Annotated in this window: 12 protein-coding genes; 11 read left to right on the forward strand and 1 reads right to left on the reverse strand. The window is 45.4% G+C overall.

Going from position 1 to position 13,332, the window contains the following annotated elements:
• Positions 1–48: 48 nt before the first annotated feature.
• The 7 genes from T408_RS0102790 to T408_RS0102820 all read left to right on the forward strand — a co-directional run bounded on the left by T408_RS0102790 (position 49) and on the right by T408_RS0102820 (position 9,050).
• The gene (locus T408_RS0102790) at positions 49–1,455 is read left to right on the forward strand and encodes a YfcC family protein (protein WP_084543881.1); all 1,407 of its coding nucleotides are present in this window, start codon (positions 49–51) and stop codon (positions 1,453–1,455) included.
• A 13-nt stretch (positions 1,456–1,468) separates the two neighbouring features.
• Complete coding sequence (locus T408_RS0102795) at positions 1,469–2,449, forward strand: asparaginase (protein ID WP_028118598.1); 981 nt, start codon at positions 1,469–1,471, stop codon at positions 2,447–2,449.
• 326 nt (positions 2,450–2,775) lie between these two features.
• Entirely contained in the window at positions 2,776–3,882 is a 1,107-nt protein-coding gene (gene pdhA / locus T408_RS0102800; protein WP_028118599.1) for a pyruvate dehydrogenase (acetyl-transferring) E1 component subunit alpha, read from the forward strand.
• 2 nt (positions 3,883–3,884) lie between these two features.
• Positions 3,885–4,862, forward strand: coding sequence for an alpha-ketoacid dehydrogenase subunit beta (locus tag T408_RS0102805; RefSeq protein WP_028118600.1), 978 nt, complete (start codon positions 3,885–3,887; stop codon positions 4,860–4,862).
• A gap of 73 nt (positions 4,863–4,935) precedes the next feature.
• Positions 4,936–6,570: a dihydrolipoyllysine-residue acetyltransferase gene (locus T408_RS0102810; RefSeq protein WP_028118601.1), complete on the forward strand. Its 1,635-nt coding sequence runs from the start codon at positions 4,936–4,938 to the stop codon at positions 6,568–6,570.
• Between the two features lie 12 nt (positions 6,571–6,582).
• Positions 6,583–7,992, forward strand: coding sequence for a dihydrolipoyl dehydrogenase (lpdA, locus tag T408_RS0102815; protein ID WP_028118602.1), 1,410 nt, complete (start codon positions 6,583–6,585; stop codon positions 7,990–7,992).
• A 311-nt stretch (positions 7,993–8,303) separates the two neighbouring features.
• Positions 8,304–9,050, forward strand: coding sequence for an SDR family NAD(P)-dependent oxidoreductase (locus T408_RS0102820; protein ID WP_028118603.1), 747 nt, complete (start codon positions 8,304–8,306; stop codon positions 9,048–9,050).
• A gap of 169 nt (positions 9,051–9,219) precedes the next feature.
• Here the strand turns inward: T408_RS0102820 and T408_RS11665 are convergent, their stop codons facing one another.
• A complete protein-coding gene (locus tag T408_RS11665; protein WP_051444755.1) occupies positions 9,220–11,226 on the reverse strand; it encodes a GW dipeptide domain-containing protein in 2,007 nt (668 codons plus the stop codon).
• A gap of 353 nt (positions 11,227–11,579) precedes the next feature.
• On the opposite strand from T408_RS11665, the gene atpB reads away from it, so the two are divergent.
• The 4 genes from atpB to T408_RS10670 are packed head-to-tail and all read left to right on the forward strand — an operon-like array spanning position 11,580 to position 13,326.
• On the forward strand, positions 11,580–12,299 hold the full coding sequence (gene atpB, locus T408_RS0102830; RefSeq protein ID WP_028118604.1) for a F0F1 ATP synthase subunit A: 720 nt from the start codon (positions 11,580–11,582) through the stop codon (positions 12,297–12,299).
• 17 nt (positions 12,300–12,316) lie between these two features.
• The gene (atpE, locus tag T408_RS0102835) at positions 12,317–12,529 is read left to right on the forward strand and encodes a F0F1 ATP synthase subunit C (RefSeq protein WP_028118605.1); all 213 of its coding nucleotides are present in this window, start codon (positions 12,317–12,319) and stop codon (positions 12,527–12,529) included.
• A 13-nt stretch (positions 12,530–12,542) separates the two neighbouring features.
• Complete coding sequence (atpF, locus tag T408_RS0102840; RefSeq protein WP_028118606.1) at positions 12,543–13,052, forward strand: F0F1 ATP synthase subunit B; 510 nt, start codon at positions 12,543–12,545, stop codon at positions 13,050–13,052.
• Entirely contained in the window at positions 13,045–13,326 is a 282-nt protein-coding gene (locus tag T408_RS10670; RefSeq protein ID WP_051444756.1) for a F0F1 ATP synthase subunit delta, read from the forward strand. Before atpF ends, T408_RS10670 begins: the two co-directional genes overlap by 8 nt.
• Positions 13,327–13,332 lie beyond the last annotated feature (6 nt).

The raw sequence follows: 13,332 nt of genomic DNA on the forward strand, positions 1-13,332 counted from the left end.
ATTATCAAGGAATATTAATATTTCTCATCAAATTCTAAGGAGGAAATTATGGAAAAGAAAAAAAGGAGGATGCCCAATTCCCTTGTGGTCTTGTTTATCCTACTTATTGTTGTTGCCATTTTAACTTATATTATACCGGCGGGTCAGTTCGCACGTATGGTCTTGGATTCAGGCCAAGAGGTAGCGGACCCGCAGAACTTCAAGTTTGTTGAGCGTCAGCCCACCGGCTTTTTTGACTTTTGGAATGCCATTCCTAAGGGCTTCGTCAAGGGCTCGGCAGTAATCGCCTTCACCTTAATCATTGCCGGAACGGTGGAAGTGATCAAGAAGACGGGACTAATCGATGGGATGGTGGCTCGTCTGTCTAACCGTCTGGCGGGTAATGGAATCTGGGTGATTCCGATTTTGATGTTCTTTTTTGCCCTAATTGCGGCCTTTATCGGAACGCCAGAACTGAGCTTGGTTTATCTGCCAATTATCATGCCCCTGGTCTTATCGCTAGGCTTTAACGCTATGACGGCGGTGGGGATTGTCTTAGTATCGACGACCTGTATTGGTTTTTCTTCAGGTTTCACGAATCCCTTTACGGTTGGGATTTCCCATCAGATCACGGGACTACCCATGTTCTCTGGGATGGGCTACCGGGTGCTTGTCTTTGCGGTCTTCTATGTCATCTCGGTGGTCTACTTGATGCGCTATGCCAAAAAGCACCAGCGAGATCCGCAGGAAGTACTGGCGGAAGCTCGTTCACGAGGGATCATTGAAGAACATGAAGGAAATTTTGTTCCCGGACAAGCCGTGGCCTTTACCAGCCGGCAAAAGCTAATTGCTCTCTATGTGGTTCTAGCCTTTGTCTTCATGGTCTACCAAGTCCTAGTCAGTGGCTGGGGAATGACCGAGATGGCGGGAATCTTCATTATGATTGGGGTATTATCGGGTGCTCTAGGTGGCATGAATAGCAGTCAGATTATTGATGCCTTTATTCAAGGAGCTGTCAGTGTCTTGAGTGGCTGTATCTTGATTGCGGTGGCTAATGGGGTCTCGGTTCTCATGGACCAGGCACAAATTTTGGATACGATTGTTTATTACTTTGGTAATGGCTTACAAGGTCTACCTGTCTATTTGAGTGCGATTGCGATTTTTGCTTTTATTACTTTATTTAACTTTCCAGTGCCATCAGGTAGTGGGAAGGCGATTGTAACCATGCCGATTATTTCCCCGCTAGCACGTCTGGTCGGACTCAACCAGCAGGTTGCGGTTCTAGCCTATATGCTAGGGGACGGCTTGACCAATATCTTGTATCCAACTTCCGGCTTCTTTATGGCTACGATTGCCAATGCCAAGGTGGAGTATTCCGATTGGGTCAAGTTCTATACCCCGCTTCTAACCATTCTGGTTGCTGTATCCGTGGTCTTGATCTGCTTGGCGCAATTTATCGGTTACGGCCCCTTCTAGGAGACGATAAAAAATGAAAAAAATTGTTTTACTGAATCTCGGTGGCACGATTACCAGTGTCCGCACCCAAACGGGTGGCTTACAGTCTGGTTCCATGACTGGAGCTGAACTCTTGGCAGATATTGATCTTCAAAGAGACGATCTGGACTTGGAAGTGGTTGATGTCAAGTCAATTCCTTCCAATGAGATGACTTTGGCAGATATGGTGGATATCTACCAGGCCATTAACCAGCAATTGGACCGAGGGGTCGATGGCCTTGTTCTCACTCACGGGACTGATACCATGGAGGAGACGTCTTATTTTATGGACCTCTTGCTAGATACCCCGGTACCTGTTGTCTTCACGGGTAGCCAGCGGAGTATCTTGGACTTGGGCTTTGACGGTCATGCCAATATTCGCGACGCGATTCTAACCGCTTGTGATCCGGCTAGCCGGGGGCAGGGTGTCCTCTTGGTCTTCAACCAGGAAGTCTTCACTGCTCAAGGAGTGGTCAAGTCTAACAGTGTCGCCATTCAAGGCTTCTCTGATCCGCAGCGAGGGCCCTTGGGCTTAACTTACGGGGGTCGTCTGCATTACTTGAGACAAGCGTGCCCACGCAAAAAGTTAAGCTTTGACTCACTAGCCTTCGACAACCAAGTCTACTTGATCAAGATGACTCTTGACTTTAACCCCAAGCTGATTGAAGCCTTAGTGGCGACCGGTTGCCAGGGGATCGTTATTGAAGGGCTGGGCGTGGGCTCTGTGCCACCAGCCGTTCAAGATCAGATTCAAGTGGCAATAGAGCAGGGGCTTCCGGTGGTCTTGACAACCCGTGCCAGTCAAGGTGGGGTCCACCGGGTCTATGAATCCAAGGGAGCGGCTATCAAACTTGAACAAGTCGGGGTGATCTTGGACCAGAACTACTTAACAGGTCCAGAAGCCCGCTTGAAGTTGATCGCTTTTCTAGCGAGTCGTGAAAAAGGGTCCATCAGTGAACTTTGGAACCAGTATTAATTGAATAAAGCTTAGGATCTTGAATCGCCCTCGATTCAGGATCTTTTTTTGTGGGATAAATTGTAACAGGTTTGATGCTGTTACAAAATAAAAAAACAAAAAGAGAATCAGGAAATGTTGATAAGATGAGATTGTGAATTCAGCCACTTGTTGTAAGTGAATTCAATCACGATAAAATAGGCTTTATGAGGCTTTCCTGTATTAATTAACTTGTGATGTAAATGGTTGCAAATAAAAGTTAATCGTGATAAATTAAGGTTAACTAAGTGATACAGAAACTAAGGGACTGTATTATTTAACAAATTAAGAGAGGAATGTGTATCAGCATGGCAAATGAAAAAAACCAAGCGATTGAAGAGTTATTGAGTCCTGATAACTTTGATTTCAGCACAGTTCAAATTATTAATGAAGAAGGTAAGGTCGTAAACGAAGACTTGATGCCTGATTTGAGCGATGAAGAATTAGTAGGATTGATGGAAGACATGGTTCGCGCCCGTGAATGGCACCAAAGAACGACTGCTTTAAACCGTCAAGGCCGTCTAGGTTTCTACGCACCAACTTGGGGACAAGAAGCATCTCAAATGGGATCTATCAACGCAATCGAAAAAGAAGACTACCTTCTACCGGGTTACCGGGATGTTCCCCAATTAATCAAACATGGTCTCCCTCACGACAAGGCCTTCTTATGGTCTAAGGGTCACGTAGCTGGAAATGACTACCCAGAAGATTTCCACGCTTATCCACCACAAATTATTATCGGTGCTCAATACGTGCAAACTGCCGGTGTAGCCCTAGGTCTTAAAAAGCACGTCAAAGAAGCCGTAGCGATTACTTATACCGGTGACGGCGGATCATCTCAAGGGGACTTCTACGAAGGAATCAACTATGCCGGAGCCTTCAAGGCACCTGCTATCTTCGTTATCCAAAACAACGGTTGGGCTATCTCTACCCCACGTGAATACCAAACAGCCGCTAAAACTCTTGCCCAAAAGGCAGTAGCAGCAGGTATTCCAGGAATTCAAGTAGACGGTATGGATATTCTAGCTGTCTATGCCATCACTAAGGCTGCGCGTGAATATGCCCTAGCAGGTAATGGTCCAGTCTTAATTGAGACCTTGACTTATCGTTTCGGTGCTCACTCGCTATCAGGGGACGATCCAAAACGTTACCAACCAGAAGGTGCTCAAGAAGAATGGCGGGCTAAAGACCCATTGATCCGCTACCGTAAATTCTTAACAGACAAGGGTCTATGGTCAGAAGAAAAAGAAGAAGAAGTGGTTAATGCAACCAAAGAATTGGCTAAAGAAGCCATCAAGAAGGCTGAATCTCTACCTAAGCAAAAAGTGTCTGACTTCTTGAAGAACATGTTTGAAGAAGCCCCTCAATTGGTTCAAGAACAAATCGACTACTATGAAGCAAAGGAGAATGAATAAGAATGGCTCAAATGACTATGATCCAAGCCATTACAGATGCGCTGGATATCGAATTAAATAAAGACAAAAACACCCTAATCTTCGGAGAAGACGTTGGTAAGAACGGTGGGGTTTTCCGTGCTACTGAAGGATTACAAGACAAGCACGGTGAAGACCGCGTGTTCAACACGCCACTAGCTGAATCTGGAATCGGTGGCTTGGCGATGGGTCTTGCTCTTGAAGGCTTCCGCCCAATTATGGAGATCCAATTCTTCGGCTTCGTCTTCGAAGTCATGGACTCTATCGTTGGTCAAATCGCTCGGACCCGTTACCGTCTAGGCGGTACACGCAACATGCCAGTGACTATTCGTTCACCATTTGGTGGTGGGGTAGCTACACCGGAAATGCACGCCGACTCACTTGAAGGATTAATTGCTCAATCGCCTGGTATCAAGGTGGTTATTCCATCTAATCCATACGATGCTAAAGGTTTATTGATTTCTTCTATTCGTGACAACGATCCAGTTGTCTTCTTGGAACATATGAAGTTATATCGTTCATTCCGTGAAGAAGTGCCAGAAGGTGAATATACGATTCCACTTGGCGAAGCTAATGTGGTTCGTGAAGGTAAGGATGTCTCCATCATTGCTTACGGTGCGATGGTTCGTGAAGCGATCAAGGCTGCTGAAACACTTGAAAAAGAAGGCATTGACGCTGAAATTATTGACTTACGTACAGTTTATCCATTTGATGTGGACGCACTAGTTAAGACCACTGAGAAAACCGGTCGTGTCGTTGTTGTTCAAGAAGCACAACGTCAAGCGGGTGTCGGTGAGAAGATTATTTCTGAGATCTCTCAACGCGCCATCCTATCTCTTAAAGCACCAATCGGTTACGTTTCTGCTCCAGATACTGTTTACCCATTTGGTATGGCTGAAAATGATTGGTTACCGAATGCAGACGATATTGTAGCAAAAGTAAAAGAAACCACTGATTTCTAATAGAACGCTTAAGGCCTAGGCTAGACCGCTAGCCTAGTAGCCCTTTTTAGATAAGAAGAAAGGATGTAGCTAAATGGCTTTTAAATTTAGATTGCCTGAGCTTGGCGAAGGGATTCACGAAGGTGAAATTGTTTCTTGGCCAGTTCAAGAAGGGCAAGAAATTAAAGAAGATGACACACTTGTAGAGATCCAAAACGACAAGTCAGTTGAAGAAATTCCATCTCCAGTTACGGGTACCGTTAAGAAAATCCACGTTCCTGAAGGAACGGTTGCGGTTGTAGGAGACCTACTAATCGAAATCGATGCCCCTGGTTATGAAGGAAATGACGAAGAAGACGAAACGCCTCAAGAAGAAGCAGCAGAGGTTCAAGCAGCTCCAGCCTCATCTAACAGCAACTTCATCTTCCGTCTACCAGAACTAGGCGAAGGAATCCACGAAGGAGAAGTCGTCTCCTGGTTGGTTAAAGAAGGCGATTCTGTAAGTGAAGATGACACACTAGTGGAAATCCAAAACGACAAGTCAGTTGAAGAACTACCTTCTCCGTACAACGGAACGGTTGTTAAGATCTATGTTGAAGAAGGAACCGTTGCCCATGTTGGCGATGCCTTAATCGAAATCGACGCCCCTGACTATGAAGGTGACGGCGACGAGGCAGCTGGTACGCCTGCTTCTCCAGCTGCAGAAGTTGGCGAAGATCCAGCTCAAGGTGCTGCTTCTAACGCATCAACCGGTCAAGCTAGCGGCCAAGCAGGTCAAAGCCCTGCCGGACACGTGCTAGCTATGCCATCTGTTCGCAAGTTAGCCCGCGAAAAAGGCATCGACATCAACCAAGTGACACCAACTGGTAAGGGTGGCCGCGTTACAGCTGACGATATCAATAACTTTGATCCAAATGCCAGTGGTGCTTCAGCTGCTCAAGCCTCTGAACCCGCTTCACAAGCCAGTCAAGAAACAGCAGCTCCAGCAGTCGCTAAGAGTGAGCCAGCTTCTATTCCAAGTGGCGAACGTCAAGAGCGCGTGAAGATGACACCAATGCGTAAGGCGATCTCTAAGGCAATGGTTACTTCTAAGTACACCGCTCCTCAAGTTACTCACTTTGATGAGATTGAAGTCTCTAAACTATGGGCTCACCGTAAGAAATTCAAGGATATTGCTAGCGAACGCGATACTAAGCTAACCTTCCTACCATATGTGGTTAAGGCCTTAGTGGCAGCGGCTAAGAAATACCCAATTATCAATGCCAAATTAGACGAATCAACAGATGAGATTGTCTACAACAACTACTACAATATCGGTATCGCAACTGATACGGATGCTGGATTATATGTACCCGTTATCAAGGATGCCAATACCCTAAGTATGTTCGATATTGCGGACTCAATTACAGACCTAGCTGACAAGGCTCATGCCGGTAAGTTAAGCGCAGGTGAAATGCGTGATGGAACCATCTCTATTTCTAACATTGGTTCTGCTGGCGGTAAGTGGTTTACTCCAATCTTGAACTACCCTGAGGTAGCTATCCTAGGATTTGGTTCCATCGTTCAACAACCGATCGTTAACGATGAAGGTGAATTAGCCATCGGTCGTGTGGTCAAGTTATCCCTGACTTATGACCACCGGGTTATCGACGGCGCCACTGCCCAAAAAGCCTTGAACGAAGTCAAGAAATACTTAGCAGACCCTGAATTACTATTAATGGAAGGTTAAGGTGAAGATTAGATGGTAGTAGGAGATTTCGCAATTGAACTAGATACAGTCGTTGTTGGTTCTGGACCTGGTGGATACGTGGCAGCTATTCGAGCTGCCCAACTAGGCCAAAAAGTAGCCATCATCGAACGGGATTATATCGGAGGAACTTGTCTAAACGTTGGTTGTATTCCTTCTAAGGCATTAATCAACGCTGGTCATGTCTACCATAATGCGAAGCACGGGGACTTCTTTGGTGTGAACACCAAGGATATTACAGTTGATTTTGCCCGTACCCAACAATGGAAAGATGAAGAAGTCGTTGGTAAATTAACTGGCGGTGTTGAGATGCTCTTGAAGAAGAACAAGGTAGAAATTATCGAAGGAGAAGCCTTTTTTGTTAATGACAATACCTTACGCGTCATCAAGGAAGACTCGGCTCAAACTTATTCATTCAAGAACGCGATTATCGCAACCGGTAGCCGTCCTATCGAAATTCCAGGCTTTGCCTTCAATGACCGCGTCCTAGATTCAACCGGTATCCTAGCCTTAACAGATATCCCTAAAGACTTAGTGGTTATCGGTGGCGGTTATATCGGATCTGAATTAGCGGGTGCTTTTGCTAACTTTGGTACCAAGATTACAATCTTGGAAGGGTCACCGCAAATTATTCCAAACTTTGAGAAGGATATGGTGCGCCTAGTTGAAAATGAATTCAAGGAAAAAGACGTTGAAATCATTACCAACGCGATGGCAAAAGAAGCATCAGTTGATGGCGACCGCGTAACAGTTACTTATGAAGTGGGTGGCAAGACCCATACAGTTGAAGCTGATTACTGTCTAGTAACAGTCGGCCGTCGTCCAAACACTGACGAAATGGGCTTAGAGTTAGCTGGTGTCCGTGTTGGCGACCGTGGTCTCATTGCTGTGGATGACCAGTGTCGGACTAGCGTGAAGAATATCTACGCCATTGGAGACGCAGTCGAAGGACCAGCTCTTGCCCATAAGGCCAGCTATGAAGCCAAGGTAGCAGCTGCTGCTATTTCTGGTGATGAGTCAACCGTGGTTGATTATGTAGCTATTCCAGCGGTCTGCTTCACGGATCCTGAACTAGCTTCTGTAGGTCACACTCAAGAATCAGCCAAGGAAGCTGGCTTAGACGTTAAAGCAACCAAGTTCCCATTTGCTGGTAACGGTCGTGCCTTATCCTTGAACCATACGGATGGATTTGTCCGTCTCATTACAACCAAGGAAGGCAACGTGATCGTGGGAGCTCAAGTGGCTGGACCAAATGCTTCTGATGTGATTGCTGAATTAACCTTAGCGGTTGAGTCAGGTATGAATGCTGAAGACATTGCCTTGACCATCCACTCTCACCCATCACTAGCAGAATCAGTCATGGATACAGCTGAAGCAGCTCTAGGAATGCCAATTCACATGTAAGCTAATTAAACCGTTCAAAAGTCGAGCTTTAGCTCGGCTTTTTTTGATGCTAGAATTAGAGACAAAAGACGATCTGACAGAATCTTCCACAGGAAAGGTGAATACGATCATTCATCATCTTCCGGGCTGGCCCCACTGTCCAAGTGGATAGCCAAACGGCCTTTAGCTTCCGCTTTTCTGATGATGGATAAAGGACCAAGATAAATTCAATTCCCTGAGCAAATCATTCTGCCTTTCTGGCAAGCTGTGGTATATTTAGAGCGCAAAAGGGAAACGTTTGCAAATATTGAATAGATAGGTAGGAGATATGAATGTTATTAGAAGGTAAAGTAGCGATTATTACGGGAGCGGGGTCTGGATTTGGCCGGGCCACCTCCTTGTTATTTGCCCAAGAAGGGGCTAAGGTTGCCGTTGTTGATTATGCGGTAGAAGGAGCGGAAGAGACTGTTTCGATGATTCAAGAAGCGGGCGGTCAAGCCGTTGCCATTCAAGCGGATGTTTCAAAGGCTGACCAAGTCAAGAACTTTATTGACAAAACCGTAGAAGCCTTTGGTCAAATTGATATTCTCTTCAATAATGCAGGGATTTACGTACCAGGAAATGTAGAAGAAACCGAACTAGATGGTTTCCAACGTAGTATGGATGTTAACGTAACGGCTGTCTACTTGGCCAGCCACTACGCTATGCCATACCTTAAGAAGACCCAAGGAAATATTATTTCAACAGCTTCGGCTGGCGGTATTATTGGCTTCCCTGAAGCGGTTGCTTACGGGACCACAAAAGGTGCGGTCATCTCTATGATGCGGGCGATTGCGGTTGACTACGCTAAAGACGGCGTCAGAGCTAATGCCATCTGTCCAGGAACCGGTCGGACAGGTATGACCAAGGACTTATTAGAAGTTGAGGATATTGCGGCTGGCTTCCTAACGCCTATTCCAATCAAGCGCTTTGGTGAACCGGAAGATATTGCTCAAGCAGCCTTATTCTTAGCCAGCGACCAAGCTAGCTATATTACCGGCCACGCCCTTCCTGTTGATGGCGGCTGGACCATGAGCTAACAACCAGCTCGCTTCGTAACTGTAAGATCGATTAAAATCAATTATTAAGAGTATCAACAATTAAATACTCCTCCAGCAGTCTTGGTCTATTACTGCTGGAGGAGTATTTGTTTGGAAGCTTTTATCAAGCTGTTTTAGTTGAACTTATAAGCTGACTTGCTTAGTTCATTTAACGTTTCTTCTTATCAAAACGAGTTAAGTTATAATACTGGATGATGCGGTTGAGCTTGTCACCGTAGTGGATATCGGTGGCATAAGTACCGGTTAGAGCCTTGGTTGCCTCCTTGTAGGTCTTGGCCTGGCTGAAGCGGGCTGGCCAGTATAGTTGACGGCGCCAGTTGCTTCCTACTCCCGTTAGCACCCGGGCGTAATCTTCCATGGACTCGCGGTAATTATTATAGCGGCGGAAGTCGGCTTGGATGCGGTAATAGTTCCCCTTACCGTCATCTTCCAAGGTAGCCATATTGACTCTTGGACCCGGGAAGCTACCGGACTTAATGCCAAACAAGTTGTAATTTGGTTTCAAGGAAAGGTCACTATTGCCCCAACCGGTCTCCAAGGCCGCTTGAGCAATCATCACAGATGCATACAAGTCGTTGGCTCCAGCAATGCCTTGGGCATGCGGAGCTAACCATTGGATAAACTCCTGAGGCTTGATCTTGTTAATATCTAGGGCAGACTTAGGAATCCAACCTTGAATCTGACGGCTAGGAATGGAAATATAGGCAAATTTTCCTTTCGGGGTCCGTTGTTCTCTTTGGATGTGGACAGTAATGCCACTTAAGCGGTTGGTGTCAGCTAGGACTTGGTAATTGGCTAGCCCTTCTGGCCGGTCAGTGACCCAGGCACCAGGCTTGATCTGACCACTATAGTGAAGTTCACGTTCTTCCAGAACCCGGTCGACACTCAAGCCTCGCTTATCAATCCAGCCCTGGATGCCAGTTCCTAAGACTTGAACCTTGGCCCAGGTCGCTCTCGGAGTCACTGCTTCTTGAATCACTTCAACGCGTTGACCGTTCAAGTTCCCCACCTGTCTGATGATCTTGAAGTCATAGACGCCAAAAGGCTTGGTCGAAATCGTATGGTAGGAACCCTTGAGTTGAGCTTGATAGCGGGCAGGGGACTGGCTGGTAACCTGTTCAATGTCTATAGCTCTTTGGTCGACCCAGCCTTGAAGATTACTGCCGACCACATGAACATAGGCCCAAGTGGCGCGGTCGGTTTTTTGTTGTTTAGAGATACGCACTTCACGACCGTTCAAGTCACCCACTTGACGAATAATCTCAAAGCCTCGTAAGCCAAATGGTTTGGTATTGATCGTGTGGTAGCGACCCTTGAAGCGACCCGCATAATTAATCGCCTGCTCAGCTTGGGTGACTTGTTCTGGATCAATGGCTCTTTGGTCAATCCAGCCTTTAAGTGAGCTACCGACCACGTGGATATAAGCCCACTTGGCTCGCTGGGTAGCGACTTCTTGGGTGACTCGCACTTCACGACCAGCTAGATTACCTACTTGGCGTAGGATATCAAAGCCATCCACCCCAAATGGCTTGCTGGTAATGGTGTGACCCGGATGGTTCAACTTGCCCGCATAGTTAATGGTTTGTACCGGTTGGGTCAGGCTTTCTACTTGGATGGCCTCTTTGGGGACCCATCCTTCTTGACCACTCCCTAGAACATGGACATAAGCCCAAGTTCCTTCAGGGGTGTCGACTTGTCGAGTCGCCCGGACTTCCTTGCCAACTAGGTCTTGCTTTTGAGTGTTAGCAGTCGGGTTACTGGCTTGAAAGTCAGTGCTTGATGCCAGTTTACCGGCAAAATGATGACGGTAACCGGTGTCTTTGGTTAATTCAGGCTGAAGGGTGACGCTAGGGGCGGCATACATGCGGTAAGCTCTCGGCTCTTCCTCGGCCAATTCAGTGGTGGTTAGATCTTCTGTTTCATTTTCTATTGTAACTGTATTTATTACAGGGTCATTAGGTATGACTTCTTCTGGAGTGGCTTCCGCAGCTGGCTGTTCCATTGCTTCTGCACTTGGGTCAGCTTGGGCTAGGGTATCCGATGCTACTGGTGGCAGGCTTTCTTGGGCTTGTACCTGTGTCAAGCTTAAGCCAAGGCCAATACTGCTGGCACACAAGCTAGCCGCTAAGATTTGATATTTGAGTTGTGTCTTCATGGTATCTCCTTTTATATTTATAGTCCTAATTATTATATCTAATTATAGTGGGCAAGGCTAGATTATTTGGCCTTCACTAGTTATTTTGTGAGTAAGCGATTACCATTTAGATTAGTTTGTGAATACCGGCAAAAATCCTAAATCTCATTTTATTTTAAAGTTACTGAAATTATCCACTTGGCTTAAGCTTATGTTGTTATTTTATTGAGTCAATATCCAACAAAAACTTATAATTGATGATTCTCCTTGATTTCACAATCTATTAGGGGTACAATCATTGGTATTACAGGACTGAATGGAGTTTTATATGGTTTTGTATGCATAAAATCACAAAATAGAAAGAAGGTTTAAACTTGGATGAGACAAAAATTATAGAGTTCTTAGGTATTTCTTTTCCCTTGAATACGCTCATCGCTTATGCGGTACTCTTAGCGGTTGTCATAATCGGCCTGGTGTACTTAAATCGCCGATTATCTGTATCAAGCCCGTCACGTCTTCAAGTTGCTGTCGAGTGGTTAATTGAATTTATTGAAGGAATCGTACGTGATAATATAGGAGCTAGCTACAAGCAGCCTTATGTTATTTTGTCACTTGGTGTCTTCATATTTTTGATTATTAGCAATTTTATGGGTCTGCCATTCTTTGTCCACGTGGGACACTACTCTTACTTCAAGAGTCCGACAGCAGATCCAGTGGTTACCTTAACCTTGGCAGTGGTGATGAATTTAATTTCCCACTACTTTGGTATCAAAGATTATGGAGGCTTCGGCCCTTACATGAAAGCTAGTTATGGTTCGCCTAACTTTGCTATGCTACCGATCAAGCTGATTGAAGAAATCATTAATATCTTCACTTTGGCCTTGCGTCTATTTGGGAATATTTTCGCTGGGGAAGTGTTATTGAAGCTGATTGCTCAATTCGGTAACCTTTACGGTGTAGCGACTTGGATTCCAGGTATTCCACTCCAAATGGTCTGGCAAGTCTTCTCGCTCTTTATCGGAGCCATCCAAGCCTATATTTTTGTTACATTATCCAACGTTTATCTATCGCATAAAGTACAAGGACACGAATAAAAAGGAGAGTTTACATTATGAATGGTTTAGCTGCTGCTATTGCAATTGGGATTGCCGCACTGGGTGCATCCATTGGTAACGGTCTAGTTATTTCGAAAGCTTTGGAATCTATGGCCCGTCAACCGGAAATGTCCAATCAAATTAGAACCACCATGTTTATCGGGGTAGGTCTTATTGAGGCGATTCCAATTATGGCTGTCGTTATTGCCTTTATCTTAGTCTTTAGTTAATAGGAGGTAAGGAATGGAAATACTAGGACAAACTGCTCTTGGTCAATTCTTAATGACCCTTATCGCTTTTGGATTAGTGATCTTCCTTGTCTACAAGTACGGTTGGCAACCGATTACTCAAATGCTTGAGGAACGTAAAGAAACGATTACACGTGACTTAAAAGAAGCTCAAATGAGTAAAGACGAAGTAGCTGCCAGCGTGAATCAAGCCCACGAAGGCTTAGTTCAAGCCCGCAAGGAAGCGCAAGATATTATTGATGCCGCCACCAAAACGGCCAACAATAAAGCCCAATTAATTGAAGAAGAGGCCCGCCAACGAGCAGAAGAATTAGAAGCAAGCACGCGTGTCGCCCTAGAACAAGAAAGGGCTCAAATGCAAAGTGAAATGGAAGAAAGCGTCTTAAGCTTATCCATTGCTATGGCTGAGAAGATTCTAAGACGAGAATTAAGTCAAGCCGACCAAGAAGAATACGTGGCTCATTTTATCAGCCAACTGCAAAGTGAAGTGAATCCTCATGACTAATTTGAATTTAACCTTACTTGAAGATAAGATGTCACGTCGCGCTCCCAAAAAAGATACATTAACGATTACGAGTGCTCAGGAATTAACCGATCAAGAAAAGCAAGAAATCATCGATATCTTTGCTGATAAGATTCACCGTGATTTCAAAGAAGTGATCTATATTGTGGATCCAGACTTAATTGCTGGGGTTCACGTGCAATCAACGGCCTATTCCTACGAATGGTCCGCCCAGAAATTATTAAGAGACTTAGCACGCTCTCTGATTAAGAAATAGGAGGTA

The sequence above is a fragment of the Hutsoniella sourekii ATCC 700629 genome, assembly GCF_000518205.1.
Classification (GTDB): domain Bacteria; phylum Bacillota; class Bacilli; order Lactobacillales; family Aerococcaceae; genus Hutsoniella; species Hutsoniella sourekii.

Coding starts and splice junctions, on each gene's coding strand:
- T408_RS0102795 (WP_028118598.1), top strand. CDS start 1,469: ATGAAAAAAATTGTTTTACTGAATCTCGGTGGCACGATTACCAGTGTC.
- T408_RS0102810 (WP_028118601.1), top strand. CDS start 4,936: ATGGCTTTTAAATTTAGATTGCCTGAGCTTGGCGAAGGGATTCACGAA.
- T408_RS0102805 (WP_028118600.1), top strand. CDS start 3,885: ATGGCTCAAATGACTATGATCCAAGCCATTACAGATGCGCTGGATATC.
- T408_RS11665 (WP_051444755.1), bottom strand. CDS start 11,226: ATGAAGACACAACTCAAATATCAAATCTTAGCGGCTAGCTTGTGTGCC.
- T408_RS0102790 (WP_084543881.1), top strand. CDS start 49: ATGGAAAAGAAAAAAAGGAGGATGCCCAATTCCCTTGTGGTCTTGTTT.
- pdhA (WP_028118599.1), top strand. CDS start 2,776: ATGGCAAATGAAAAAAACCAAGCGATTGAAGAGTTATTGAGTCCTGAT.
- atpF (WP_028118606.1), top strand. CDS start 12,543: ATGGAAATACTAGGACAAACTGCTCTTGGTCAATTCTTAATGACCCTT.
- T408_RS0102820 (WP_028118603.1), top strand. CDS start 8,304: ATGTTATTAGAAGGTAAAGTAGCGATTATTACGGGAGCGGGGTCTGGA.
- atpE (WP_028118605.1), top strand. CDS start 12,317: ATGAATGGTTTAGCTGCTGCTATTGCAATTGGGATTGCCGCACTGGGT.
- lpdA (WP_028118602.1), top strand. CDS start 6,583: ATGGTAGTAGGAGATTTCGCAATTGAACTAGATACAGTCGTTGTTGGT.
- T408_RS10670 (WP_051444756.1), top strand. CDS start 13,045: ATGACTAATTTGAATTTAACCTTACTTGAAGATAAGATGTCACGTCGC.